Below are 25444 nucleotides of genomic sequence, written 5' to 3'. Positions count from 1 at the left end.
TGCGCCTCCCCGGCCCAGCGCCCCGCACCCGCCCCAGCAGAGCCCCCGGCGCCGCGCTCCGGTCCGGTAGCGTCGGGGTCGTGACCACGCCCGAACGTGACCATCTGCGCTTCAGCCTCGCGGTTCACCGGGTCGTCGCCGGCGCCAGTGGCGACTCGGTGGTCTCGCCGTACTCCATCGCCAGCGCGCTCGGCCTCGCGAGCCAGGCGGCGGACGGCCCCGCCGCCGAGGAGCTGCTCCGCCTGCTCACCGGGGGCGACCCGGACATCGCCAAGCAGGCCGACCTCCTCCGCGCCGCCGCCACGCTCGACAACACCACCCGCCAGGAGGACCCTGTCCTCGCCGTCGCCAACACGCTCTGGGCCTGGGACCAGCTGCCGGTCCGCGACACCTTCCTCGCCGACCTCGCGGGCTGGCCGGGCGCGAGCGCGAAGACCGCCCCGTTCGTCACCGACCCCGACGGCGCCCGCCGCGCCATCAACGCCGACGTCGCCGAGACCACCCGCGACCTCATCCCCGAACTGCTGCCCCCGGACTCGGTCGGCGCGGACACCGTCGCCAGCCTCGTCAACGCCCTCTACCTCAAGGCCGCCTGGCAGCACCCGTTCCGCGAGGCCACCACCCGCGACGAGCAGTTCCACAGCCCCGGCGGCCCGCGTCGCGTCCGGATGATGCGCCAGACCGAGCGCCTCGGTTACGCGCGCCAGGACGGCTGGCAGGTAGTCGAGCTGCCCGGGGCAGGCGTCACCGCGACCGTCCTGCTGCCCGACGGCGACCTCGCCGCCCAGGAGCCGGACCTTGACGACACCCGGCTGGCCACCCTGCTCGCCGCCCCCAAGCAAGTCCAGGTCGACCTGCGCCTGCCGAAGATCGACCTCGACCGCCCCGCCGACCTCACCGGCGCGCTCAAGCACCTCGGCGTGCGCACCCTCTTCGAGCCCGGCGAGGCCCCGCTCGGCCGCCTCACCCCGGACCCGCGCGCGTTCGTCTCGGCCGTCCAGCACCAGGCGGTCCTCAAGCTCGACGAGCAGGGCCTCGAAGGCGCGGCGGCCACCGCGGTCATGATCCGCACCATGTCCATGGTCACCCCGGCCGACCCGGTCGAGGTGCGCGTCGACCGGCCTTTCCTGCTCCTCGTGCGGCACGCCCGGACGGGTGTGGTCTACTTTTTCGCCCGCGTAGTCGAGCCCTGAGGGTGAAAGAGTGACCGCTTTGCTGCAGGCGCCCGAGACCGTGCCCGAGGTCGGAGAGGAACGGCGCCGGTTCGGCCGCGCCGACGCACTGGTCATCGGCATCTACGTCGTCGCCGCGTTCATCCTCTACGCCGGGTTGTGGGTCAACCTGGGCAGCGGCGGCTACATGTACAACAGCGGCCAGGACCAGAACATGTGGGAGTGGTTCTTCGCGGTCACCGCCCACGCGGTGTTCAACTGGGAGAACCCGCTCGGCACCACCCTGCAGAACTACCCGGACGGCGTGAACCTCATGGCCAACACGGCCATGTTCGGGCTCGGCATCCCGCTGTCGCCGATCACGCAGCTGTTCGGCCCCACCGTGACCTGGGCGATCGCGCTCACCGGCGGCCTGGCAGGCACCTCGATCGCCTGGTACTGGGTGTTCTCGCGGCACCTGGTCACCTCGCGCACGGCCGCCGCGATCGGCGGCGCGTTCTGCGGCTTCGCGCCGGCGATGATCTCGCACGGCAACGCGCACCCGAACTTCGTGGTGCTGTTCCTGATCCCGTTCATCGTGATGCGGCTGATCCGGCTCGCGCAGGGGCACCGGCCTGTGCGCGACGGCATCATCCTCGGCCTGATGCTGGCCTACCAGGTGTTCCTGGGCGAGGAACCGCTGCTGATCATGATGATGGCGTTCGTGTTGTTCGCCGCGGGCTACGCGGTGTCGCGGCCGCGCGAGGCGCTGCGGATGGTCAAGCCCATGGCGGGCGGCCTGACCGTCGCCGCGGTCGTCGCCATCGCCATCGCGATCTTCCCGCTGTGGTGGCAGTTCTTCGGCCCGCAGAGCTACCGCACCCTGGAGCACGGCCCGGTCGGCAACGACACCGCGGCGTTCACCCGGTTCGCGACCGAGTCGATCGCGGGCACCCCCGAGGCCGCCGCCGACGTGTCGATGAACCGCACCGAGGAGAACGCCTTCTTCGGCTGGCCGCTGATCATCCTGATGGTCGTGCTGACCGTGTGGCTGTGGCGCAACGTCGTGGCCCGCGCCATCGCGATCTCGATGTTCCTGATGGCGTGGCTGTCGCTGGGCGTCGAGATGATCGTCAACCACGAGGAGACCGGGATCCCCGGCCCGTGGCGGCTGCTGGCCGAGCTGCCGCTGTTCGACTCGCTGCTCGAATCGCGGCTGGCGATCGGCTGCATCCCGGCCGTCGCGGCGCTGCTCGCGATCGCCACGGACCGCGTGTTCGAGGCGGCGCCGGGCTTCCGCGACCGGAATCTGCCGGTGCGGTTCCTGTGGCTGGGCGCGCTGGCCGCGGTGCTGCTGCCGATCGCGCCGACGCCCTACAAGACCTACATCCGCCCCGAGACCCCGGCCTTCTTCGCCGACGGGGCGTGGCGCCAGTACGTCGGGTCCGGCTCGGTGGTCGTCGTGCCGCTGCCCAACGGCGGCGACGCGCGGGCGCTGCACTGGCAGGTGGAGGCCGACCTGGGCTTCCCGCTCGCCGACGGGTACTTCGTCGGCCCGAGCGGCCCGGACGACAAGCGCGGCCGGTACGGCGCGGTGAACCGCCCGACGGCCGACCTGCTGGCCGAGGTGCGGGACAGCGGCGAGGTGCCGAACGTGACCGTCCAGCAGCGCGCCCAGGCGGTCGAGGACCTGAAGTACTGGAAGGCCGACGCGGTCGTGCTCGCGCCCGTGACCAACGGCAACGCGCTGCACCAGACGGTGGACCAGCTGCTCGGCGGCCAGGCCGTCTACGTGGACGGCGTGTGGGTCTGGGACGTCCGCGCCCTCCGCGGCTAGGTGTAGTGCCCAGTGAGGTTGTCGACGCGGGTGATGGGTGGTTGGCCGTTGAGGGCGGTGTGGGTGCGGTGGTGGTTGTAGTGGTGGAGGAAGTCGGGTAGTGCGTTGGCTCGTTGTTCTGAGTTGGTGAAGGGTTGGGCGTAGGCCCATTCTTCGGCGAGGGTGCGGTTGAAGCGTTCGGCTTTGCCGTTGGTTTGGGGTCGGTAGGCGCGGGTGAAGCGATGGCTGGCCCCGATGTCGGCCAGCGCGGTGCGGAAGGCGAGCGAGCGCCGGTAAGCCAGGGCGTTGTCAGTCATGACCCGCTCAATGGCGGGGATGCCGTGGGCGGCGAAGGCCTGTGCGGCGCGGCGGAGGAAGGCGGCGCAGGTGGTGGCGGTTTCGTCGGGGTGGATCTCGGCATAGGCCAGCCGGGAGTGATCGTCGACGGCGCAGTGCACGAACTCAAACCCGACCCGGGGTGCGCGGCGGGCGGCCTTGTGTTGATCACTGCCGCGACCGTGAGCCCACCATCCGCCACCTTCGCGGAGCCGTCCGAGTTTTTTCACATCGACATGCACCAGCTCGCCCGGCCGGTCCCGCTCATAATGGCGGATCGGCTCGCCGGTGGGCCGGTCCAGCCCGGCCAGCTTGGGCATGCCGCGCCGCACCAGGATGCGGTGCACCGTCGAGGCAACCATGCCGAGGATTCCCGCGATCCGCGCGGGACCGAGCCGGCGGTCCTGCCGCAGCCGCAGGACCTCCTGCTCCACCTCGGCAGAAACCCGAGTGGGCGAGGTGTGCGGCCGGCTGGTCCGATCGGCCAGCCCGGCCTGGCCCTCCTCGCGGAACCGCCGCACCCACTTATGCCCGGTCGCCCGCGACACCCCCATCTCCGCCGCCACATGCGCCACCGGCCGCCCCGCCGCGACACGCTCGACCAGCAACCGCCGCCCATACTCCGTCAACCGGGCATTACGGTGAGACACGAAGACCTCCGTTCGTGCGGGAAAGGCGTCAAGCACCTTCACCCCACACGGAGGTCTTCACCTTGATCAACCCGACACACCGACCACACCGTCAACAACGTCCATGCTCCCTACAGCTAGGAGTCCAGCACCTCACGTGCCAGCCGGTCGAGGTAGCCCGCGAAGCGGCGCCGGTCCTCGGCCGGCCAGTGCGCCACCAGCGCCTCGAATACCTGCTCCTGGTGCGCGTGCGACACGGCGAGGAACTCCGCGCCCGCTTCGGTGAGTGACAGCCGCGCGCGGCGGGCGTCCTCGGCGGAGGTGTCGCGCCGCAGGTAGCCGTCGCGCACGGCGTCGGCGATCATCCGGCTCGCGACCGAGCGGTCCAGGCCCAGCTGGCGCGCCACGTCGGCGACGGTGACCTCCCCGCGCGGCGCGGCGCTGTGCACGGCTTCCACGACGTACAGGTTCTGCACGGTCGCGGTGCGCGGGGCGTCCTCGTCCAGCCGCTGCGCCACCTCCGGCGCCCAGCGCCGGGACCAGAACCGCACCAGCCGGAACAACGCGCGCCCCGCGGCCATCGAAAACTCCCTCCGTCAGCCGACATCCTTGCATGCGTGCAAAACGCACGCATAATATGTGCGAAATGCACGCAAAGAACCGCGCCTTCGCCGCGCTGCTGCTCGGCATGCTGATGGCCCAGCTCGACACCACCGTCGTCGTCGCGGCGCTGCCCGCCCTGCAGGCCGACCTCGCCGCGGGGACGGCCGTCGCCGGGGTCACCACCGCCTACCTGGTCACGGTCACGTTCGCCACGCTCGTGCTCGGCAGGCTCGGCGACCGCCATGGCCGGCGCGCCGTCTTCACCGGGTCCGTCCTCGTCTTCGCCGCCGCGTCGGCGGCCTGCGCCGCCGCACCGGACATCGCCACGCTCGTCGCCGGGCGAGCCGTCCAGGGCGTCGGCGGCAGCGGGATCGTCGTCACCGCGATGAGCGCGCTCGGCGAGATGTTCGACCGCGACCAGCTGATCCGCCGCGCCGGGTGGCAGACGGCGGTCTTCGCGCTCGCCTCCGTCGGCGGCCCGCCGCTCGGCGCGCTGCTCGTCGCCGGACCGGGCTGGCGGTGGATCTTCCTGCTCAACCTCCCGCTGTGCCTGACCGCCCTCGCGATCGGTTTCCGCGGCCTGCCCACCGGAACCGGCCGGACCCCGCCGCTGCGACCCGCCGTCCGCGCGATGTTCTCCGACCACACCACCCGCCGCGCGGTCGTCGTCACCGCGTTGTCCGGGCTCGCGTTGTTCGGGACCTTCACCTACGTCTCCCTGGCCATCGCGCTGATCGGCGCCACGTCCGCGCTGCTCACCGCGATGACGGCCGGTCAGCTGGTCACCTCGGCGTCCTTCGCGGCGTGGGCGCGCCGGTGGCCGGACCTGCCGGCGTGGGGGCGGCTCGGTTGCGCCAGCGGCGCTGTGGGTCTCGTCCTGCTGGCCCTCGCGCCGCACGCCGGCGTGGCCGTGCTCGTGCCGGGGCTGTTCCTGGCCGGTGCCGCGTTCGGGCTCACCGCGTCGGCGTACACGCTGCTCGTGCAGACCACCGCGGCGAAGGAAGTGCTAGGCGCGAGCATGGGTGTGCTGGCCTTCGCGCGCCAGGCCGGAGGCGTCGTCGGCACCGCGGGCCTCGGCGCGGTCGCAGTGCTGTGCACCGGCGGGTTCGGCAGCCCGGGGTTGACGATCGCGTTCGCGTGCGCCGCTCTCGCGATGGCCGTGGCGCTCGCCGTCACACCCCGGGAAGCCGTCGACCTGAAGACCTCGAACACGGCGAGGTAGCTCGTGCCGCCGTGACCGTCCGCGATCGCCCGCGCGGGATCGGAGCCGAGGTACCGGGGGCGCCCATGTTCGTCAGCGTTGCCCGGTAGCGCCGGCGGTTGCCGACGATCCGGAGGCCTGTGCCGCGGCCGTCGCCGCGCGGTGACCGGCGCCACCCACTCGCTGTCACATCTCGCGCGGCCGTCTCGTCCCCTCGGCAGGACCACGAAGGAGGACGACATGCCACGCATCCCCGCGGTGTCCGAAAAGGACGCCGGCCTGCTCACCAAGCTCGTCTACCGCTACGCGCGCAAGCGTTTCGGCGCCGTGCCGGAGCCGTTCGCCGTCGCCGCGCACCGGCCGGCCCTGATGCGCGCCAGCGGGATCCACGAGATGCTCGTCGAGAAGGCGATCAAGCACTTGCCGGTGAACGTGGCCGAGCTCGCCCAGTACCGGACGGCCGTGCGGCTGGGCTGCTCGTGGTGCGTCGACTTCGGCACGATGCTGCAGAAGCACCACGGCCTGGACATCGACCGCCTGAAGAACATCGACGACTACGCCACGTCGGAGCTGTTCACCCGCGCCGAACGCCTCGCCCTCGCCTACGCCGACGCGATGTCCGAGACCCCGGTCGCGGTCACCGACGAGCAGGTCGCCGAGCTGGAGCGCGAGTTCGGCCGGCCCGGGCTGATCGAGCTGACCTACCTGATCGGCCTGGAGAACCAGCGCGCCCGCGTCAACAGCGCCCTCGACATCACCGACCAGGGCTTCACGTCGGGGGACGCGTGCCGGGTTCCGCAAGCCGGCTGAGCTTGTCGGGGTTGGCCTGGTCGTAGATCGCGGTGATCAGCCCGTCCCGGACGGTGAACGTCTCCAGGTGCGCGTCCAGCGGCCGGTAGCCGTCGCCGCCCGGGGCGGGCGGCAGGTAGAACCCGAGATCGCCGTTGACCAGCAGCGGACGGCCGCCCGCCAGCGCCTCCGGGCGGTAGAACCGCAGCAGGCCGAGGAAGAAGCGGATGATCTTGTCCGCGCCCACCATGACCTGCACCGTGGTCTTGGCCTTGCCGTCGCTGTCGCCGATGAGCACGACGTCGGGGTGCAGCACCTCGGCCACCGCCCGCACGTCGCCCTTGGCCAGCGCCGTCATGAACCGGTCGAGGATCTCCTGCTGCTCGGCCAGTTCCGCGCGCGGCGGCGGCTGCGCGTCGTCCAGCGCACGCCGTCCACGCGACGCGTGCTGCCGCGCCGTTGCCGTGGTGACGCCCAGGATCTCGGCGATCTCGTCGAACGGCACGGCGAACGCGTCGTGCAGCACGAACGCCACCCGCTGCTCGGGCGTGAGCTTGTCGAGCACGATCATCGCCGCCATCCGCACGCCCTCGTCGCGGACGGCGGCCTCCAGCGGATCGTCCGCAGTCGGCGCGCCCAGCGGTGTGACGATCGGCTCCGGCAGCCACTGGCCGACGTACTTCTCCCGCCGCGCGGTCGCCGAGCGCAGCCGGTCCAGGCAGATCCGCCCGACCACCGTGGTCAGCCAGGCCCGCAGCTCCTGGATCTCCGCACGCTTGCGCTCGTCCAGCGCGGCCAGTCGCAGCCACGACTCCTGGACCGCGTCCTCGGCGTCGCTCACCGAGCCGGTCAGCCGGTACGCGACGGCGGTCAGGTGCGCGCGCAGCCCGGCGAACTCCGCGGCGACCCCATCCAGCGTGCTCACACACCCGAGTGTGCCGTACGACCCGGCCCCGCCGGTCACTAGACTGGTCGTCGTGGCAGGCCGGATCCGGGAAAGTGACATCGCGGAGGTGCGCCAGCGCAACCGGATCGACGAGGTCGTGGGCGACTACGTGGCCCTGCGCAACGCCGGCGGGGGAGCGCTGAAGGGGCTGTGCCCGTTCCACGACGAGAAGACTCCGTCGTTCAACGTCCGGCCCACGCACGGCACCTTCCACTGCTTCGGCTGCGGTGAGGGTGGCGACGTCATCAAGTTCCTGATGAAGATCGACCACCTCCCGTTCGTCGAGGCGGTCGAGCGGCTGGCCGACCGCGTCGGGTTCCGGCTCACCTACGAGGGTGGCGGCGGCAGCGTCCAGCGTGACCGCGGCACGCGCAGCCGCATGGTCGAGGCGCACAAGGCCGCCGCCGAGTTCTACGCCGAGCAGCTGCGCACGCCCGAGGCCCAGATCGCCCGCGACTTCCTCGCCGAGCGCGGCTTCGACGAGACCGCGGCCCGCACGTTCACCTGCGGCTACGCACCGGCGGGCTGGGACAAGCTGACGAAGTACCTGCTCAACCGCGGGTTCGAGTTCAGCGAGCTGCTCAAGGCCCAGCTGGTCAAGGAGGGCCGCCAGGGCCCGATCGACCGGTTCCACCGGCGGCTGGTGTGGCCGATCCGCGACCTGTCCGGCGACGTCGTCGGGTTCGGCGCGCGGCGGCTGCACGACGACGACCCGATCCAGGCCAAGTACCTCAACACCAGCGAGAGCCCGATCTACAAGAAGTCGCAGGTGCTGTTCGGGCTCGACCTGGCCAAGCGGGAGATCGCCAAGCGGCACCAGGTGGTCGTCGTCGAGGGCTACACCGACGTGATGGCGATGCACGCCTCCGGCGTGCCCACCGCGGTCGCGTCCTGCGGCACGGCGTTCGGCGAGGAGCACATGAAGGTGCTGCGCCGCCTGCTGATGGACGACGACGCGTTCCGCGGCGAGATCATCTTCACCTTCGACGGCGACGAGGCGGGCCAGAAGGCGGCGCTCAAGGCGTTCGAGGGCGAGCAGACCTTCGCCGGCCAGACCTACATCGCGGTCGCGCCCGACGGCATGGACCCGTGCGACCTGAGGCTCGCCAAGGGCGAGGCCTCCGTGCGCGACCTGGTCGCCCGCCGCACGCCGCTGTTCGAGTTCGCGATCCGCAGCATCCTCAAGGAGTACGACCTCGACTCGGTCGACGGGCAGGTCGCCGCGCTGCAGCGCACCGTGCCGCTGGTCGCGCAGATCAAGGACCGCGCGAAGCGGGACGGCTACGCCACCAAGCTGTCGTGGTGGGTCGGCTGGCAGGACGAGGCCATGGTCGTGCGGCGCGTGCGGGAGAGCGCGGGCGGCGCGGTCCGGACCAACGGGCGCAAGCCGGTGCAGCGGGTCAACGGCGCCCCGGCGGCGGACGTGCCGCGCCCGGACCCGAACGACCCGCGGCTGATGGCGCAGCGCGAGGTGCTCAAGGCCGCGCTGCAGGAGCCGGCGTATGCGGGCCCGGAGTACGACGCGCTGCCCGAGGAGGCCTTCACCCACCCGGCGTACGTGGCGGTGCACCGCGCGGTGCTCAAGGCCGGCGGCACGGGCAGCGGGCTGGCCGGGCCGGCGCTGATCGACGCGGCGACCCCGTACACGCCCGACGGGCCGGTGCGCTCGCTGCTGTCCGAGCTGGCCGTGGAACCGTTGCGCGCCAAGGGCGAGGCCGACGGGCACTACATCGGCAGCATGATCGCCGCGGTGCAGGAGAACCTGGTCGGGCGGCAGATCGCGGAGATCAAGTCGCGGCTGCAGCGGCTGTCGCCGATCGAGGCGGCCGACGACTACCGCGCGTTGTTCGGTGACCTCGTCGCGCTGGAGGAGTACCGCAAGGCGCTCAAGGCGCAGGCCATCGGCGGGCTGGGGTAGGCCGTGCGGTGGCTGCGACGGCTGATCGGCGACCCGCTGCCGGAGGACTTCCCCGGACGCCTGGCCGAGGGGGAGAACGCGGTCGGGTCGGCGCCGGTCCGCGGTGGCGGGCACCTGGTGGTCACCGAGCTGGGGCTGTGGATTCCGGTGCCCGATGGCGCCCGGCGGATCGGCTGGCACCTGATCAGCAAGGCGGTCTGGGGTGACGGGGCGCTGACGGTCACCGAGGCCGACGAGACCGGCACGGCAGGCGCCGCGGTGGTGCTGCGCGACCGCGAGCCGGTGCGGTTCGAGCTGCCGCGGCCGGGCAAGGTGCCGTGGCTGGTCCGGCAGCGCGTGGACGGCTCGATCCGGGCGCGCCACCGGGCGGAGCTGACCAGCGGCGGGGTGTGGTTCGTGCAGCGGAAACTGCCCGGGCGTGACGGCGTGGTGCTGCAGGCGCGGCCGGATCCGGGCGTCGACCTCGACGTCGTCGCGGCGATCGCGCGGGAGGCCGCGGAGAAGCTGGCGCCGCCCCAGGCTTAGCAGTACGCTCGTACTGTGTGGGATCCTGCGAAGTACCTCGACTACGCGGACCTGCGGGGACGCCCGTTCTACGACCTGATCGGCCGGATCGACGCGGCTGAGCCTCGGCGGGTCGTGGACCTGGGCTGCGGGCCCGGAAACCTGACGTTGTCGCTGGCCTCGCGCTGGCCAGGGGCGAAGCTGGAGGCGCTGGACAGCTCGCCGGAGATGGTCGAGGCGGCGCGCACCGCGGGGCTCGATGCTCGGGTGGCCGACGTGCGCGAGTGGTCGCCGGAGCCGGACACGGACGTGGTGGTCACCAACGCGGTGTTGCAGTGGGTGCCGGAGCACCGTTCGTTGCTGCGGCGCTGGGTGGGGGAGCTGCCGTCGGGCGCCTGGTTCGCGATGCAGGTGCCGGGCAACATGGACTCGCCGTCGCACACGCTGGTCCGGGAGGTGGCGGCCCGGCCGGAGTGGTCTGCGCGGGTGGGCGGCCTGCGGGGCGTCGACGCGGTCGACACGCCCGCGGAGTACGCGGAGTTGTTCGCCGACGCGGGGTGTTCGGTGGACGCCTGGGAGACGACGTATGTGCAGCGGTTGAGCGGGCCGGACGCGGTGCTGGAGTGGATCACCGGGACCGCGTTGCGGCCGGTGCGGGCGGCGCTGGACGACGACGAGTGGCAGCGGTTCCGCGCCGAGCTGGCGCCGTTGCTGAACGAGGCCTATCCGCCGCGCGCGGACGGGACGACGTGGTTCCCGTTCCGGCGGGTGTTCGCGGTGGCGCGGGTGTGAGCGTCTAACATCCGCGGGTGGCCTCCTACGACGATCTTTTCGAGCACCTGGACGTGGCGTCACTGCCCGAGCGGCAGCAGCGGATCCTGGTCGCGATCCGCGATTGGGTGAACCGGTACGGGTACGCGCCGAACACGCGGGAGATCGGCGAGGCGGTCGGGCTGCGGTCCTCGTCGTCGGTGTCGAAGCACCTGGCGGCCTTGGAGGAGAAGGGGTTCCTGCGCCGCAGCGCGACGATGTCCCGGCCGATCGATGTGCGGGCGTTCCTGTCCGGTTCGTCGTCGCCTGGTTCCTCGTCGGATGATTCGGTGCCGGTGCCCGTGGTGGGTGACATCGCGGCGGGCACACCGATCTCGGCGATCGAGCAGCTGGACGACACGCTGACGCTGCCGAGGGAACTGACCGGCCGCGGTACCGTGTTCGGCCTCCGGGTGCGCGGCGACTCGATGATCGACGCGGCAATCTGCGACGGCGACATCGTGGTCGTGCGGCAGCAGTCGGAAGCCCACTCGGGCCAAATCGTCGCGGCGATGATCGACGAGGAGGCGACGGTGAAGGTCTACCGGCGCCGCAACGGCCACGTGTACCTGGAGCCGCGAAACCCAGCGTACGAGGTAATCGACGGCGACCGGGCCGTGATCCTGGGCGCCGTGGTGTCGGTGCTGCGGAGCGTTTGATCTTTTTCTCGGCATGGGGCACGTCACATGCCGGTGGCGTGCTCCTTTTTTGGTTGGCCAAGAAAACCCCAGGTCGGTGACCTGGGGTGGAAGCTCCCCCGGCTGGACTCGAACCAGCAACCCTTCGGTTTAACAGCTACATGGTGGCGGTTGGCGAGCTGGGCTTTTGCTGCTGCGGCTGGTTCTGTCTTCTCGGCTTTCACCAGGTCTGTTCGCGCTCGTCCGTCGCGGTTGATGTCACGATTGGATGTCAGCTACGGCGGCCAGCGCGGGCGAAACAACGCTGTTCAACGGGCTGCTGACTGACCGCTCGTCACCTTTCCGCGATCCAAAGCCGCCCATAGCCGGGCCGGGTGCCGTCAACCCTTGTAACCGATCACGCCGCACAGCCGAACTACGAGACGTGACTGTGCGTGTACGACCCGACCACCGGAGGCGTGATCGGCGCGAAGCGGGGTTGACGGCGCCCGGCCCGGCTTTGACCATCCGGCGATCGCGGAAAGGTGGCGCCGACCGGCAGCCGCCTGCCTCGGGTGCTCCGTGTCCTGCTTGTGCGCCTTCCCCAGCCCCGCGCGCGCCGGCCGACGGCGTTGAGCGCGGCCGTGCCGAGCGGAGCGGCCCAGCTCGGCCGCGCGCCAGTTCGGCCCGCGCGCCCGCCCGTCAGGGCGGCTTGAAGACGTAAAGAAAGTTCTCACCCACTCCACCGTTTCCCAAGGGAGCGCGATGTCTATCTCTCCCATATCTTCAGAAGTTGTGAGGATTGCTCTCGAAAAGACAGAGGGCGCTTCGTTTGAACGATTTGTCAACGAGTTCTATCCCGCGATTGCAGGTGGGAGCTATGTTCCGCTCGGAGGAAATAAGGATGGGGGTGCTGACGCGTTCGAGGGTGGAATTTTTGAATCGAACCGCACGACTAACGTATTCTACCAAGCTAGTATTGAGCAGGATGCGCAGGCCAAGGTCCGCCGCACAGTGAAGCGACTGCGTGAGTTCGGTAGATCACCGGAGAGGCTTATATATATCACATCCAAGCGCGTCAAGTACATTGACAAGGTCGAAGCGGACCTGACGGACGAACTTGACGTCTCCATAGTTATACGCGACGGGGAATATATCGTTTCTCACGTCAACGACGGTTTCCGCACCATTGCTGCATTCAATGAGCACCTCAGGCATTACACCGATTTCTTACGTAATATCGGAAGAAATAGCCTTATTGCACCGTCGAGGCATGTCAAATCGCCCGCAGTGTTCGTGTTTCTAGCTCAGGAAGTCGAACGGCGACGCGGAGATGAGAAGTTAGTTGACGCGGTGACCGATGCTTTGATTTTGTGGGCATTGGAGGGCACGGACCCGGAACTTGGTGAATTCCGAACCGAAGACCAGGTGCGAGAACGAATAATCCATGAATTGCCAAGCGTTGAAGCGCTCGTGGCACCGAGGTTGCGGCGGCGACTTCGCGCCATGTCTAGAAAGAGCTACGAGACCGGCAGAGCTGTCCGGTGGTACCAGCAAGACAATAAGTTCTGTCTTCCCTATGAGACCCGATCCAGGCTCGAAGGGGAGAACGTCAAGGACGAGGGCCTGATTCTTGACGTCAAGCAAAGCCTTGAGCAACGCATCCGGCAAGCTGACCCCGACGGACTCGGAGAAAAAGGCATCGCCAGTGCTGCAGAGGTTTCATTGCGAGCGCTTCAATTAGCATTCGAAAAAGAGGGGCTAGAATTTTCTTCGTTTCTGGAAGATCCCTCGGCGAGTTCGGACTATCCGGCTATCGCGGACGCCATCAAGCAGGCTCTCAGCGAGTTTGGGCATTCCGGCAGACGTGGTTTGAGTATCGGCGCTGCGGCGTTCGACGCGGTTCGGCGAGTTCTCTACGACTCGAATGAAGATGAGAGAACTTATCTCCACAAATTGGCGAAAACGTACGCATTGCTCTTCACCTTGAACACGGAACCCCGGCTTGTAGAGTTTTTCCAAGACATGGCGGGAGACTTCTACCTCTATGTCGGTTCCGATGTGTTGATTAGGGCACTCAGTGAATACTACCTCAACACTCCTGATCAAATGACAAAGAACACTCTGCTGATGGCTCGACGTCTTGGCGCCAAACTAATACTCACTGGTCCTGTCCTTGAAGAAGTCATCGGTCATCTGCGCGTCTGCGACGCAGAATATAACAACCATGTCGCCGGCCGAGAAAGCCACCTGACGTACGAAGCAGCACGCGAAGCTCCACATATCTTACTGCGTGCGTATCTGTATGCACGCTTGCGTGACGATCTAGGCAGACGCCGGCCGAAAGGATGGCCGGCCTTTGTGGGACTCTTCTGCGATTATGGCGATTTACGCCGACCGTCGGCGCAGGACGCGGTTCGGATGTATCTTCAGGTCACATTCGGTCTCGAATTTCGGACCCGTGAAGAACTGAGAGCCTTCAGTAGTGACTCCGACGTCGAATCACTAACGGCAGCCCTTGAGACGGACAAGAAAGATCGACGCCTTGCGTACAATGACGCTTTGATGGCTCTGGCAGTTTACGGACGTCGGAATAAGAGGCGAGAATCATCAACCGTGTCGGAATTTGGGTATCAGACCTGGTGGTTGACAGGCGAAACCTCGATCTTGAAACACACTCGACCCCTGGTGCGGGAACATGGATCACGTTATGTAATGCGCCCGGATTTTCTGCTCAACTTTTTCACGCTGGCTCCAAAGGCAGCTGACGCTAGGTCTGCATTTTCTGCCGTCTTTCCCACGTCCCTTGGCGTACGATTAGGCAGAAGGATTGACTCCGGTACATTTCATAAAATAATGGAAAAGGTCGGCGCTGCCGAGGACATGGATGAGGCGCGCAGGACAGCTGCAATTGCGAGGATTTGCGATCAGCTCAAGAGTGACTTCAATCGCGAGTATTTTTTACTTGAGGACCGCGGTGGGCATAATGGTTCAGGGATTGACCGCGATGCAGCATATAGGGCTCAGTCTAATGATTGAACCTCGGAGGAGGTTGCACTTGCTGCAGGTGAGCTTGTGCTAGCGGGCACTTCGCCAATCCGCGCCGAGTGCTGAAAGGATTTCCAGCGGTGATCGCCCAATAGCGAGGGCAACGTGTTTCAGCTCGACTACGTCGAGCCGTCGCTCGCCAGCCTCGTACTTGCTGACAAACGACTGCGGCACCCCTAGTTGCTCCGCTATCTGCGCCTACGTGAGGCCGGCCTCCTCGCGTAGCTCGCGCAGGAGGCGGCAGAGCTGCTGGTACTCGGCCGAGTAGATCGACTTCTCCACCTGTCAAGGCGACCGGACAGCCAGCAGATATCCCAAAATCGGATACTCCGGCTCTCGTGCCCTGCCGCAACGGGCGGCACCGCCACGCGGCGGGGCGCGCAACCGGTATTGCCGACAGGCAGGAGGGAGCATGAGCGATGACCTCGACGGCCAGGCCGTCGACGAACGCATCGTCTTTGATCGGGACGGCAACCCGGACAAGTACATCTACGATCAGCTGGCCGATCATCTGGCCAGGCTCATTGCTGCGGGCCAACTGAAGCCCAACTCCCCACTGCCGGCCGAACGGCGGCTGGCTGCCGAGTACGGCGTCTCACTGGGCACGGCCCGCCACGCGACCAGAATTCTCAGAGATCTCGGCCCGGTCGTGACCGTCCGCTCCAAGGGCACCTTCGTGCGCGGGCCTCGTGCGTCCGCTGAATCTTGACGTTACGGTGGGCGGATGTCGCTGATTTCGTGAGCATACGACCTCTCCGAGGCGAAGCTGCATGACGCGCTGCCTCGACGATGGGCCCACGTCCAAGGGGTTGCTCGGCAGGCGCGCACCCTCGCGCCAGTCGCCGGATCGGACGCCGAACTGCTCGAAGCCGCGGCCATCCTTCACGACGTCGGGTATGCCCCCGATCTGGTCGACACTGGCTTTCATCCCATCGACGGCGCTACCTATCTCGTGAAGATCGATGCCCCCGAGCGGCTCGTGCACCTCGTCGCACACCACTCCTACGCCGTTTACGAAGCCGAACTGCGGGGGCTGACCGAAGAACTGGCCGACTTCCACGACGAACGCGGCTCGATCCGCGACGCCCTCTGGTATTGCGACCTGACCACCTCGCCGGACGGCGAGACCGTCGACGCCGAAGACCGCATCGCGGATTTCAAGCGGCGCTACGGCCCTGACCATCTTGTGACTCGGTTCATCACCGGCGCCACTCCCGAACTGCTGGCAGCCGTCGAGCGCACGAAGGGCCGTCTTTCCGCCGTCTCGGCGGCTAACCCAAATGGACGTCCGCAGGGTTCTTGATCGCGTAATCGATGCGCAGCCGCATCGAGGGGTGGATGTCCAGCTCGTTCAGGCGCTCCGGCGCCACCCAGTGCACCTGTCGTGACTCCGAGCTGGGCCGCAACGTGCCTGCAAGTGGGCGGGCGTGGAAGCAGATCGAAAACTCCTGCCGCACTTCACCATCGTCATAGGCGATCACGTGCTTCGGGTCGGAGTAGATGCCGCTGATCCCGATCACCTCGACCGTCAGCCCGGTCTCTTCCTCGACCTCGCGCCGTACGGCATCCACCACCGATTCGCCGAGGTCCTGGGCTCCACCCGGGAGCGCCCATAGTCCGTTGTCGGTGCGCTCGATCATCAGGATGTCGCCGGCCTCGTTGCGCACCACAGCGGCGACCGCAGGCACGATGCTGTTGGCCGCCGGGGCGTCAGGGTCGTCGTAGTAGTCCTTCTTCGGCACGAGCCTCAGTCCTCCCACTTGTGCGGTTGAGCGTGCTCCCACACGGCGGTGAAGCTGTCCGCGTAGGTGGTGAACAGGTCACCCGCCGACAGTCGCCGCAAGTGCAGGGCGGGGGCGTGAGCGGCCATCTTGCCGTAGACGTGCGGGTTCACGATCATCTCGTCGTCGAACCGGAAGATGCTGTTGTACAGCACCGTTCGGTGCGTGCGGATCTCGATTCCGGGTACGCCGTCGAGCTTGCGGAAGTAGGCCAGGGCGTGGTCGATCTTCGCCGAGATCGTGTGCGGGCCGATGCCCTCGTCGGTGCTGCGCTGAATCACCGCCGGTGCGTCCCGGTCGCCGAACAGCAGCCGGATCCGTGCCCCTGCCTCGGCCTTGCGGCGCAGCAGCTCCAGCAGCCCGGGCTTCTCGGTCATGAACATGCCCACGTAGACCAGCATGTCCACGTACGTCGTCACCTCGTCCAGGAGCTTGTCCCAGAGGTCGGCCGGCACCGAGTTGCGGTGGGCGTAAACCTTCACGATCTCGGAGTTGCTGACCTCGCTCGCCTTGGCCTCGGACAGCGCGTCAGGCCACAGGTAGCTCTCGCTCTCCTGCAAGATCGCGGCGATCTTGTGCCGCGACTTCGCGTAGGGCGTGCGGCCCTTGGTGATCCAGCGCTCGACCGTCTTCGGTGTTTCGGGGCGGTGTCTGTTTGAGCGCTCGAGACCTTGCCCGGGATCTGCTTCGCCGCGCTACCAGCCCCGACTACCACTGGACGTCATGCCTGGGGCCGCCTGCTCCCGACCTGTGCGCCTTCATGTGGAAGCGGACTGGGGCGGCGGTGAAGTCGAGCGGGTCACTGACGACATCCCGGATGGACTGCTCTACGTCGCGTGCAAGAACCGCCGCGCCTCGTCTGTCCGGCGTGCGCGGAGAGCTATCGGACTGACACCTACCAGCTCGCGAAGACAGGGCTCGTCGGCGGCAAGCGCGTGCCCGAGACAGTGGCCGAGCACCCGTGCTTCTTCGTCACGCTCACCGCGCCGGCCTTCGGTTCGCGGGCCCGGTGACCGCAGGGTGACCACCACCCCGCGACAGCCCTCGGACCCCCGGCAGGCGAGCCGCTACGCCTGCGTCGCCTTCGGTTCGCGGGCCCGGTGGCCGTTCGGCCCACTGTGGGAGCGCGCGAACGGCAGCTTGTCACCCACCTTCTCGCCGACCTTGGCGCGCACGACGCCAGCCGCGCCCTGGACCGCGGGGTGGTCGGCGACCGCCCGGTAGGTCCGCACGATCTGCTCGTACCTCGCACGCCCCGCCCGCGCCCCGAGCACGTACCCGACGGCCGCGCCGAGCAGGAAAGTCTTCATGCCCGCCTCCTGGTGTGTCCGGCTCGATCACTCATTGTCCCCCAAGGCGCGCGAAACTGCCGGGGGGTGCTTGCAGAGCGCGATCGCCCATGAGCTAGAGTTCTCTCCCGTCAGCCCGGAGCGATCCGGGCAGGCCAGAGCGTTCCCCTGTAGCTCAATTGGCAGAGCATTCGGCTGTTAACCGAAGGGTTGCTGGTTCGAGTCCAGCCGGGGGAGCAGTGCAAACAGGGCCCCGGAGATTCTCCGGGGCCCTTTTGACGTCCAGGGGTGACATCAGTTCCCCGCGGCCAACTGGTTCATCCGCTCGGCCATCTGCCTCTTCGCCTGGTTCCATCACCTCGTGGATGGTCACCCCGTCCTCCAGGAGCAGTGTCGCGCAGGTGTGGCGCAAGTCATGCACGCGGCTGCGATCGATGCTCGCTCTCCGTAACACTCGGTGTTCACGTTCCTCGGCACGACCACCCTCCCGATCGGGTGATGAACACGAGCTCGTCCAGCTGCCCCGGCGGGTGCGCCTTGAGGGCGCAACGCAGACGGGCGGCAGGCAGCACGATCCAGAGCGCTGACAGCCTGGTCCGACAGCGAGGCCTCACACCCCCACCGAGGAGGGGAGGCTCACCCACTGCACGGGTTTCGCTCCTGATCGTTTTGGTACCCGAGCCGTATGAGATCACGACGGCCCCTGTCCCTGGCGGTCATCGGCGTCGGGCCTCGGGGGTTGTCCGTGCTGGAACGGCTCGTGGTGCGGCTCGCGGCTGCTCCGCGGCCCGTGACGATCTGGGCGGTCGAGCCGGTCGAGCCAGGGCCGGGACGCGTCTGGCGCACCCGGCAGTCCGGGTGGTACGCCACCAACGCCACGGCCGGTGAACTGACCGCGCACTCCCCGGACAGCCCGTTCCCCGGACGGGACTTCGCGGCGTGGTCGGCCGTCGCGCCGCACGAGTATCCCTCCCGCCGTCACTACGGCGCCTACCTGCGGGAAACGTTCCACCGGCTGTGCGCCGAAGCGCCGGACGGGGTGGAGATCCGGCCTGTCACCACGCAGGTGACCGGCCTGACCCGCACGGCGAGTGGGCTGCGGTTGCGGCTGCCGGACAGGACGATCCTCGCCGACAAAGTCGTTCTGACCACCGGCCACAGCGACCTGGAACCGTCCGAGGAGGACCGGCGGCTCCGGGCGAGCGGCCGGGTCCTGGGGCCGGGCATCGCCGCCGACCTGCCGCTCGACGACATCCTCGCCGGGGAGACCGTCGCGGTTCGCGGGCTCGGCCTCACGTTCTACGACGTCGTCCGGTCGCTGACCCTCGGCCGCGGCGGCCGCTTCACCCGCGCGGACGGAAAGCTGCGGTACGTGCCAAGCGGCGACGAACCGCTGATCGTCGCCGGGTCGCGCAGCGGTCTGCCCTTCCTGGCGCGCGCCCAGGTGCACCGCCCCGACCTCGCCCCGGACCCGGTGCTGCTCACCACCGCCCGCCTGGACCGGTTGCGCACGGCCGCGCTGGACGCGCGCGGCAGCACCAAACTGGACTTCGCCGCCGAGGTCGAACCGCTGATCTGGGCGGAGGTCGAGCACGCCTACTACCGCCGGATCGTCGGCCTCCGCGACGGCGAGGACGAGGCCACGCGCTTCACCACCGCGTTCCCGGACGTGGTGGACGAGCGGGACCGCGTGGACGAACGCCGCACGGGCAAGGTGCTCGCCGCGTTCGGCCTCACCGACGTGCCGCCCCTGCGACCGGAGGAGCTGGCGCGCCCGTTCGACGGACTGTCCTTTGCGGACCCGGCGGAGTTCCGCGCGCGGCTGCGGGAGGTCCTGGTGCGGGACGTCGCGGAGAGCAGGCGCGGCCCGGAAGGCAGCCCGGTCAAGGCGGCGCTGGAGATGCTGCGCACCCTGCGGCCCGCGCTGCCCGGGATCGTCGACTTCGGCGGGCTGCTGCCCTCGTCGCACCGCGACTTCCTGTCCCGGTTCGTGCCGGCGAACTTCCTGCTGTCCGCCGGGCCGCCGCCGGACCACGTGGAGCAGCTGGTCGCGCTCCTCGACGCCGGTGTGCTGGACGTCGTCGGCCCGGACGCGCGGATCGACGCCGGGTTCACGATCTCCTCGCCGCGGGTGGCCGGATCGCGGCGGAACGCGGGCACCCTGATCGACGCGCGCGCCCCTGGCCCGGACCTGGCGCGGGACCGCAACCCGCTGCTCCGGCAGATGCTCGCCGACGGGCTGATCAGCGAGTTCGTCAACACCGACCCGGCGACGGGGGAGTCCTTCGCCACCGGCGGGCTCTCGGTCACGCCCGCGCCGTTCCGGGTCGTCGACGCGCGCGGTGAGCCGGCCCCGGACATCCACGCGCTGGGCGTGATCACGCAGAACACCCGGTGGTTCACCCAGGTCGGCACCGGACGGCCCGGCCAGGACAGCCCGTTCTGCCGCGACGCCGACGCGATCGCGGCCGCGATGCTGGGGGCGGCATGACCGTCACCGTGGGCGTCGAGGAGGAGTTCCTGCTGGTCGACCGGCGGAACCGGCTCGCGGCCGCGGCGCCTGCCGTGCTCGCCGGGTCCGACGACGTGGCCGGGGAGCTGCAGCCGGAAATGGTGAGCTGCCAGGTCGAATCGGTCACGCCGGTGTGCGAGCAGTCCGACGAGCTGCTCGAGTGCCTGCGGGACCAGCGGGCGCGGCTGCGCGACGGCGCGGCGAGCGCCGGTCTGCGGCTGCTGGCCGCCGGGTCCCCGCCGATGAGCGCCGATCCGGTGCGGCTGAGCCCCGGCCGTCGGTACCGGCGGATCGCCGACCACTTCCGGGGTCTGATGAGCACGGCACACGTGTGCGGGTGCCACATCCACCTCGGCGTCCCGGACTCCGACACCGGCGTGCGGGTGATCAACCACGTGCGGCCGTGGCTGCCGGTGCTGCTGGCGGTCAGCGCCAACTCGCCGTTCGCCGAGGGGGCCGACACCGGGTACGCGAGCTGGCGGTACCTGGCGATGTCCCGCTGGCCCAGCGGCGGCCCGCCGCCCTACGCCGACTCGGCCGGGCAGTACGAGGAGCTCGTCGACGAGATGGCGCGGTCGGGCGCGATCATGGACCCGGGGAACCTCTACTGGGACATGCGCCTGTCGCCGCGCCACCCGACGGTCGAGATCCGTGTGTGCGACGTGGCGGCGACGGAACGGGAGGCGGCGCTGCTCGCGGTGCTCGCGCAGGGCCTCGCCGCCACGGCTTTCGCCCGGATCGGCGACGGGGTGGACGCGCCGCGGGTGCCGCAGGAAGTGCTGCGGGCCGACCTGTGGCGCGCGGCGCGGGACGGCCTGGACGGGACCTGCGTCGACCCGGTGGACCGGGTGCTGCGGCCGGTTCCGGTGGTGCTCGCCCGGTTGCTGGACGAGGTCCGGCCGCACCTGGACGGCGGGGCGAAGGAGTTCGCCGAGCAAGCGGTGCCGTCGCTGGTGGCGGCCGGCGGCGGGGCGTCGCGGCAGCGGGCGGCCTTCGAGCGCGGCGGGGTCGGCGCGGTGGTCGAGCTGCTCACCGGTTCCGGGAATTACCCGGAGGTGCCGCGGGGCGGCCCTCGTTAGCCTCGGTGATCGTGTTGTTGCGTACTTTCCAGCCGCTGTCCAGGGTGACCGGCGACCTCGTCGGCGACTGGGACCGCGTGCCGGCCGGGCTCGTGACGCCGTACCGGGCGATGGTGGCGGCGATGGAGCGAGCCGGGGTCGGCACCGGTGGGCGGCCGCCGGTGTGGGCGTGGCACGGGGAGCTGCGGCTGATCGACGCGATGTTGCTGTTCGACGCCGAGCACGAGCTGAGCCGCGGGTTCGCGACGATCGAGTTCGACGCGCCGGCGGAGCTGGTCGTGGAGTCGGACTACGGGCGGTGGAACGACTTCCTCGCCGCGTCGCTGGAGGGGCGGGAGTGCGCGTGGGACCTGGGGCCGGTTGTGGGCGAGCCGGTTCAGGTGTGCCTGCCGTACGTGCGGGCGTCGTGGGTGCGGGAGGTGCGGCCGCTGCCGACCGGCGGGTGGGACCGGCTCGACCCGGCCGCCGCCGTGTGACGTCTTGTCTTGTTCTGTCATTGACCGGCCGCGGCTCCAGCGATGACGATCGCAGTGTGGGGACCGAAACCGAGTTGACCTGCGGCGACGTGGTGCTGCTGGGCCTGCTCGCGGACGGGCTGTCGCCGGAGGAGGTGGCCGGGCGGGTGGGCCTGTCCGGTCGCACCGTGCGACGCCGGATCCGGGCGGTCTGCGACCGCCTCGGCGTGGCGACGCCCATCGAAGCGGTGGTGTGGGCCGTCCGGCGCGGGGTGATCTGACCCCGCGCCGGCGGGCGACTGGGGAGTGCTGCGCGCGGGCACGTGCGGCGGGGGTCCGGCTCCGGCGGGCCTGCCACACCCCGCCGGAGCCGGAACCCCCACCGCTGCCGCGGCTACCGCTGCCGCTGCCGCTGCCGCTGCCGCTGCCGCGGCTACCGCTGCCGCTGCCGCGGCTATCGCTGCCGCGGCTATCGCAGGCGCAGCGCGGCCAGGTAGTCGTGCATGCGGTCGGCCCGGGAATCGGTCAGCGGGTTGCTCTGGTCGTCGTTCTCGATGATGAACTCGCGCATGCCCAGGCGGGTCGCCCCGCTGAGGATCGTGCGGTAGTCGACCACCCCGGTGCCCAGGTCCGCCAGATTGCCGTTGGCGTCCAGGTCCTTCACGTGCGCCAGCAGCATCCGGCCCCGGTTGGCCCGGATCAGCTCGACGTTCTCCTGCGCGCTCAGCCCCGCCGCGGACGACCACCCCATGTCCAGCTCCAGGTACAGCAACTCGGGATCGGAACTGTCCAGCAGGATCTGGTAGAAGGTCCGCCCATCCGGACCATGACCGGTGAACTCGCTGGTGTGGTTGTGGTACCCCAGCTTCATCCCCGCCCGGCGGATCCGCTCCCCGGCCCGGTTGAACGCGGGCCCGGCCTCGGCGAAACCCTCCGCCGTGTCCGGCACCCCGCCGGGGCACACGATGTAGCGCTGCCCCAGGATCCGCGCCATCTCGATCAGCTCACCGACCCGCGCCTCGTCGAGGAACTCCGCGTACCCGTGGTGGCTGGACACCGCCCGCAGGCCGTACTTGTCCAGCAGCGGCCGGATCTCCCGCGCGTGCGCCGGATCCGTGCCACCGGGGAATCCGGCGAACTCCAGGTTCCGGTACCCGGCCCGCGCGAGCGCCCGCAGCACCGCCTCCGGCTGTGACATGAACGCGTCCCGCACCGAGTACATCTGCAGCCCGATCCGGCTGTTCGGGATCCGCCGCCCCGGCGACGCGGCCGCTACCGGAGCAGCCCCCACCACCGCCACCCCGGCCGCGGTCGCCGCCACGCCCGCCAGGAACTTGCGCCGGTCGAAGACGACCGGAACTCCACCACACATGACGCTCTCCTTCCCAGAAATCAGTGTTCGTGGACACCGGCCGGCATCGTGCCGTCGGCGTTGCGGACCAGGAACATCCCCGCCATCCCCATGTCCGAGTGGTTCTGGACGTGGCAGTGGTACATCCACATCCCCGGCCCGACCCCCTCACCGGCGATCACCTGGAACCCGAACGACACCCCGGGGTTGAGGTCCTTGATGTCGATCAGCGGGCTCGGGTCGTACTCGCTGGTGCGCATGCCGGTCCGGTTGTCCAGCCAGCGGTGCCCGTGCAGGTGGAAGGTGTGGAAGTTGCTGCCGTGCCCGATCGCGATCCACTCCACCCGCTCGCCGAGGTTTGCCTCGAACGTCGGCGCGTCGTGGTGCGCCCGGTTGTTGATCATCATGTCGTTGAACACCACGGTGAACTGCCGCTTCGGCAGCAGATCGCCCTGCCGCCGCACCACCAGCGCCCCGTACAGGCCCTTGAGCACACCCTCGGTGCCGTGCTCGGTGCCCATCGCGTGGTCGTGGTAGTGCCAGTAACCCGCCGTGCCCTCCGCCCACGACCCGTCCGCCCGCCGGTAACCCACGTGACTGCGCCAGGTGTAGCGCCGGGTCTGGCCGGGCATCACCGCGGACCCGTTCATCAGGGTGCCGTCGGAGTTCACGTCGTAGTCGACGCCGTGCGGGTGCAGCGACAGCACCCGGTCGGTCGTGTTGACCAGGTCGATCTCGAGGGTGTCGCCCTCCCACATCTCCAGCACCGGCCCGGGCACCGTCGCCCCGCCGGGCGCGAGCCCGTAGCCGTACAGCTCGTCGGAGATCTTCTCGGCGTACATCGTGATCCGCCGGGTCGTGCCCTGCGCCCGCACCGGGGCGGCCGCCGCGACGCCGGGCACCGACGCGGCCAGCCCGGCCGCCGCGGTGCCGAGCACGGCGCGCCGCGTCATCTTGGCCATGGAAAGGTCCTTTCGTGGAGAGGAGTCACACCATGCGTTCGAACGCCGGGTTCGGCTGCCGCTCCTGCTTCGAGGGGCCGCTCGACGACACGACGGTGAACGTGACGCTGCCGATCTCGCTGGTGTTGCCCGCCTCGTCGGTGGCGCGGTAGCGGACCGTGTGGGTGCCGACGCGGTCGACGACGAACGGCTTGTTGTAGCGGGTGAACACGTTGCCGTCCAAGGAGTACTGGATGCGCGCGACGCCGGAGGCCTCGTCGGTCGCGGCCAGGGTGACCGTCACCGGGCCGACGTAGTCCCACGACCAGTTCTGCGGCCCGGCCAGCTGCACGGTGACCACCGGCGGGGTCAGGTCGCCCGCTTCGGCGATGGTGAACGACAGCATCTGCACGGCGCTGGTGTTGCCGGCCCGGTCGGTCGCGCGGTAGTGCAGCATGTGCGTGCCGACCGCGGTGATGGTCACCGGCTGGCCGTAGCGGACGAAACCGGTGCCGTCCAGGTCGTACTCGATGGAGGCGATCCCGGACTCGGTGTCGGTGGCCGCCAGGACGAGGGTGGCCTTGCCGGCGTAGGAGCCCTCGGTGTTCAGCTCACCGTCCAGGTCGGCGGTCACGAACGGCGCCGTGACGTCGCCGAGCGGATCCACCTTGACCGTCAGGGTTTTCGGCTCGCTGGTGTTGCCGGCCTTGTCGGTGGCGCGGTAGGTCAGGGTGTGCGTGCCGGTGCCCAGCACCAGCGGCTGGCTGTAGGTCGCGTACGCGCCGCCGTCCATTGTGTACTCGATCTTCGCCACGCCGGACTCGCCGTCGGTCGCGGTGAGCGTCACGGTCGCGCTGCCCGCGTAGTTCCCGGCGTCGTTGCGCTCGCCCGCGACGCTGGCGTTCACCACCGGCGCGGTGGTGTCCTCGTTCGGCTGCACGACGTTGATCACCAGCGTCTTGGGGTCGCTGGCGTTGCCCGCCTTGTCGGTGGCGCGGTAGTGCACGGTGTGCGCGCCCGGCGCGGTGATGGTGACCGGGCCGCTGTAGGGCCGGTAGGTGTCGTCGTCGAGCGTGTACTCGACGGTGCCGACGCCGGAGCTGTCGTCGGTCGCGGTCAGGGTGAGGGTGGCGGTGCCGACGTAGTTGCCGTCGGGGTCGGTGGTGCCGTCGACGGTCGCGGTCACCTCCGGCGGGGTGGTGTCCTGCTCGCCGCTCTCGGTGACGATCAGCTCGCCGCTCATCGTGTGCCCGGGCATCGCGCAGTAGTAGCGGTACTTGCCCGGCGTGAGGGTCACCTGCGCCTGGTGCAGCCCGTGCTCGGCGTCCAGGGGGCTCGCGGTGATGTTGAGGTCGACGTCGTGGTTGTAGCCCGGCGTCGACGTGTCGAAGGTCAGCGTGTGGGTCATGCCGGTGGTGTTGCCGGTCTCGGTGCTGTTCTCGAACACGATGGTCGCCGCGCCCGCGACCGCCGTGGCAGGCGCCGAGGCGTACTCGGTCAGGCTGTCGTCGGCGGTCCAGGTCAGCACCTGTTCCGCCGCCGCGGTGATCGGCACGGGCTCGGCGATCGCGGCGGTGGTCGTGCCGGTGAGCAGGCACAGTCCCGCCGTCGCGGCCACCAGAGCGCCACGCAGAATTCTCATGGGATTCCTCGCAGGGTGGAGCCGGT

General features: G+C 69.5%; 26 protein-coding genes and 1 tRNA gene. 17 read left to right on the top strand and 10 right to left on the bottom strand.

Annotated features, from left to right (window positions below; translation table 11 throughout):
- Positions 1-80: 80 nt before the first annotated feature.
- A complete protein-coding gene (locus tag ABZ193_RS02825; protein WP_354708634.1) occupies positions 81-1193 on the top strand; it encodes a serpin family protein in 1113 nt (370 codons plus the stop codon).
- 10 nt (positions 1194-1203) lie between these two features.
- Entirely contained in the window at positions 1204-2988 is a 1785-nt protein-coding gene (locus ABZ193_RS02820; protein ID WP_020416632.1) for a glycosyl transferase, read from the top strand.
- On the opposite strand, the gene ABZ193_RS02815 is transcribed toward ABZ193_RS02820, so the two are convergent.
- Positions 2985-3953 (bottom strand): IS481 family transposase, encoded by a 969-nt coding sequence (locus tag ABZ193_RS02815; RefSeq protein WP_354708692.1) that lies wholly within the window; start codon positions 3951-3953, stop codon positions 2985-2987. The two genes, ABZ193_RS02820 and ABZ193_RS02815, sit on opposite strands and share 4 nt — an antisense overlap.
- A 116-nt stretch (positions 3954-4069) precedes the next feature.
- Positions 4070-4513 (bottom strand): MarR family transcriptional regulator, encoded by a 444-nt coding sequence (locus tag ABZ193_RS02810; RefSeq protein WP_237338350.1) that lies wholly within the window; start codon positions 4511-4513, stop codon positions 4070-4072.
- Positions 4514-4578: 65 nt separating this feature from the next.
- Between ABZ193_RS02810 and ABZ193_RS02805 the strand changes: the two genes are divergently transcribed.
- Both ABZ193_RS02805 and ABZ193_RS02800 read left to right on the top strand, forming a co-directional pair.
- On the top strand, positions 4579-5757 hold the full coding sequence (locus ABZ193_RS02805; RefSeq protein ID WP_354708632.1) for an MFS transporter: 1179 nt from the start codon (positions 4579-4581) through the stop codon (positions 5755-5757).
- Between the two features lie 219 nt (positions 5758-5976).
- Positions 5977-6546, top strand: a complete 570-nt coding sequence (locus ABZ193_RS02800) for a carboxymuconolactone decarboxylase family protein (RefSeq protein WP_020416635.1) — start codon at positions 5977-5979, stop codon at positions 6544-6546.
- Here ABZ193_RS02800 and ABZ193_RS02795 read toward each other — a convergent pair.
- Entirely contained in the window at positions 6506-7489 is a 984-nt protein-coding gene (locus ABZ193_RS02795; protein ID WP_354708630.1) for a sigma-70 family RNA polymerase sigma factor, read from the bottom strand. The genes ABZ193_RS02800 and ABZ193_RS02795 overlap by 41 nt on opposite strands.
- 13 nt (positions 7490-7502) lie before the next feature.
- On the opposite strand from ABZ193_RS02795, the gene dnaG reads away from it, so the two are divergent.
- From dnaG to ABZ193_RS02770, 5 genes are all read left to right on the top strand, one after another.
- Positions 7503-9389 carry a DNA primase gene (gene dnaG / locus ABZ193_RS02790; protein ID WP_020416637.1) on the top strand — a complete coding sequence of 629 codons (1887 nt, stop codon included), beginning with the start codon at positions 7503-7505 and terminating at the stop codon, positions 9387-9389.
- 3 nt (positions 9390-9392) lie between these two features.
- Positions 9393-9914: a hypothetical protein gene (locus ABZ193_RS02785; protein WP_354708628.1), complete on the top strand. Its 522-nt coding sequence runs from the start codon at positions 9393-9395 to the stop codon at positions 9912-9914.
- Between the two features lie 15 nt (positions 9915-9929).
- Positions 9930-10685 (top strand): trans-aconitate 2-methyltransferase, encoded by a 756-nt coding sequence (locus ABZ193_RS02780; RefSeq protein ID WP_354708627.1) that lies wholly within the window; start codon positions 9930-9932, stop codon positions 10683-10685.
- Positions 10686-10702: 17 nt separating this feature from the next.
- On the top strand, positions 10703-11362 hold the full coding sequence (gene lexA / locus ABZ193_RS02775) for a transcriptional repressor LexA (RefSeq protein ID WP_020416640.1): 660 nt from the start codon (positions 10703-10705) through the stop codon (positions 11360-11362).
- 753 nt (positions 11363-12115) lie between these two features.
- A complete protein-coding gene (locus tag ABZ193_RS02770) occupies positions 12116-14359 on the top strand; it encodes a hypothetical protein (protein WP_354708626.1) in 2244 nt (747 codons plus the stop codon).
- Between the two features lie 39 nt (positions 14360-14398).
- Here the strand turns inward: ABZ193_RS02770 and ABZ193_RS02765 are convergent, their stop codons facing one another.
- Positions 14399-14560: a helix-turn-helix transcriptional regulator gene (locus ABZ193_RS02765; protein WP_308191186.1), complete on the bottom strand. Its 162-nt coding sequence runs from the start codon at positions 14558-14560 to the stop codon at positions 14399-14401.
- A 220-nt stretch (positions 14561-14780) separates the two neighbouring features.
- Here ABZ193_RS02765 and ABZ193_RS02760 point away from each other — a divergent pair, with 220 nt between their 5' ends.
- Positions 14781-15077 carry a winged helix-turn-helix domain-containing protein gene (locus ABZ193_RS02760; RefSeq protein WP_237338340.1) on the top strand — a complete coding sequence of 99 codons (297 nt, stop codon included), beginning with the start codon at positions 14781-14783 and terminating at the stop codon, positions 15075-15077.
- A 57-nt stretch (positions 15078-15134) separates the two neighbouring features.
- Positions 15135-15671: an HD domain-containing protein gene (locus tag ABZ193_RS02755; protein WP_308191185.1), complete on the top strand. Its 537-nt coding sequence runs from the start codon at positions 15135-15137 to the stop codon at positions 15669-15671.
- Here the strand turns inward: ABZ193_RS02755 and ABZ193_RS02750 are convergent.
- Both ABZ193_RS02750 and ABZ193_RS02745 read right to left on the bottom strand, forming a co-directional pair.
- Positions 15640-16110 carry an NUDIX domain-containing protein gene (locus ABZ193_RS02750; protein WP_237338339.1) on the bottom strand — a complete coding sequence of 157 codons (471 nt, stop codon included), beginning with the start codon at positions 16108-16110 and terminating at the stop codon, positions 15640-15642. The two genes, ABZ193_RS02755 and ABZ193_RS02750, sit on opposite strands and share 32 nt — an antisense overlap.
- A 5-nt stretch (positions 16111-16115) precedes the next feature.
- Positions 16116-16709 (bottom strand): XRE family transcriptional regulator, encoded by a 594-nt coding sequence (locus ABZ193_RS02745; RefSeq protein ID WP_237338338.1) that lies wholly within the window; start codon positions 16707-16709, stop codon positions 16116-16118.
- A gap of 276 nt (positions 16710-16985) precedes the next feature.
- On the opposite strand from ABZ193_RS02745, the gene ABZ193_RS02740 reads away from it, so the two are divergent.
- A complete protein-coding gene (locus ABZ193_RS02740) occupies positions 16986-17162 on the top strand; it encodes a replication initiator (protein WP_237338337.1) in 177 nt (58 codons plus the stop codon).
- Positions 17163-17216: 54 nt separating this feature from the next.
- Here ABZ193_RS02740 and ABZ193_RS02735 read toward each other — a convergent pair whose 3' ends face one another.
- A complete protein-coding gene (locus ABZ193_RS02735) occupies positions 17217-17459 on the bottom strand; it encodes a hypothetical protein (RefSeq protein WP_017981268.1) in 243 nt (80 codons plus the stop codon).
- Between the two features lie 143 nt (positions 17460-17602).
- Between ABZ193_RS02735 and ABZ193_RS02730 the strand changes: the two genes are divergently transcribed.
- The 5 genes from ABZ193_RS02730 to ABZ193_RS02710 all read left to right on the top strand — a co-directional run bounded on the left by ABZ193_RS02730 (position 17603) and on the right by ABZ193_RS02710 (position 21765).
- Positions 17603-17675 (top strand) — tRNA-Asn (locus ABZ193_RS02730).
- 448 nt (positions 17676-18123) lie between these two features.
- Positions 18124-19929: an FAD/NAD(P)-binding protein gene (locus tag ABZ193_RS02725; protein ID WP_354708624.1), complete on the top strand. Its 1806-nt coding sequence runs from the start codon at positions 18124-18126 to the stop codon at positions 19927-19929.
- The gene (locus ABZ193_RS02720; RefSeq protein WP_354708622.1) at positions 19926-21029 is read left to right on the top strand and encodes a glutamate--cysteine ligase; all 1104 of its coding nucleotides are present in this window, start codon (positions 19926-19928) and stop codon (positions 21027-21029) included. The genes ABZ193_RS02725 and ABZ193_RS02720 overlap by 4 nt, the downstream gene beginning before the upstream one ends.
- Positions 21030-21040: 11 nt before the next feature.
- Positions 21041-21505, top strand: coding sequence for a hypothetical protein (locus ABZ193_RS02715; protein ID WP_354708620.1), 465 nt, complete (start codon positions 21041-21043; stop codon positions 21503-21505).
- A 56-nt stretch (positions 21506-21561) separates the two neighbouring features.
- Entirely contained in the window at positions 21562-21765 is a 204-nt protein-coding gene (locus ABZ193_RS02710) for a LuxR C-terminal-related transcriptional regulator (protein ID WP_354708618.1), read from the top strand.
- Between the two features lie 188 nt (positions 21766-21953).
- On the opposite strand, the gene ABZ193_RS02705 is transcribed toward ABZ193_RS02710, so the two are convergent.
- The 3 genes from ABZ193_RS02705 to ABZ193_RS02695 are packed head-to-tail and all read right to left on the bottom strand — an operon-like array spanning position 21954 to position 25418.
- Complete coding sequence (locus ABZ193_RS02705) at positions 21954-22856, bottom strand: sugar phosphate isomerase/epimerase (RefSeq protein ID WP_020416647.1); 903 nt, start codon at positions 22854-22856, stop codon at positions 21954-21956.
- Positions 22857-22876: 20 nt separating this feature from the next.
- Positions 22877-23797: a multicopper oxidase domain-containing protein gene (locus ABZ193_RS02700; RefSeq protein WP_020416648.1), complete on the bottom strand. Its 921-nt coding sequence runs from the start codon at positions 23795-23797 to the stop codon at positions 22877-22879.
- Positions 23798-23822: 25 nt separating this feature from the next.
- Complete coding sequence (locus ABZ193_RS02695) at positions 23823-25418, bottom strand: chitobiase/beta-hexosaminidase C-terminal domain-containing protein (protein ID WP_354708616.1); 1596 nt, start codon at positions 25416-25418, stop codon at positions 23823-23825.
- Positions 25419-25444: the final 26 nt, after the last annotated feature.

The organism is Amycolatopsis sp. NPDC006125 (assembly GCF_040614195.1).
Classification (GTDB): domain Bacteria; phylum Actinomycetota; class Actinomycetes; order Mycobacteriales; family Pseudonocardiaceae; genus Amycolatopsis_E; species Amycolatopsis_E tucumanensis.
This window is presented reverse-complemented; position numbering and strand designations above follow the sequence as displayed.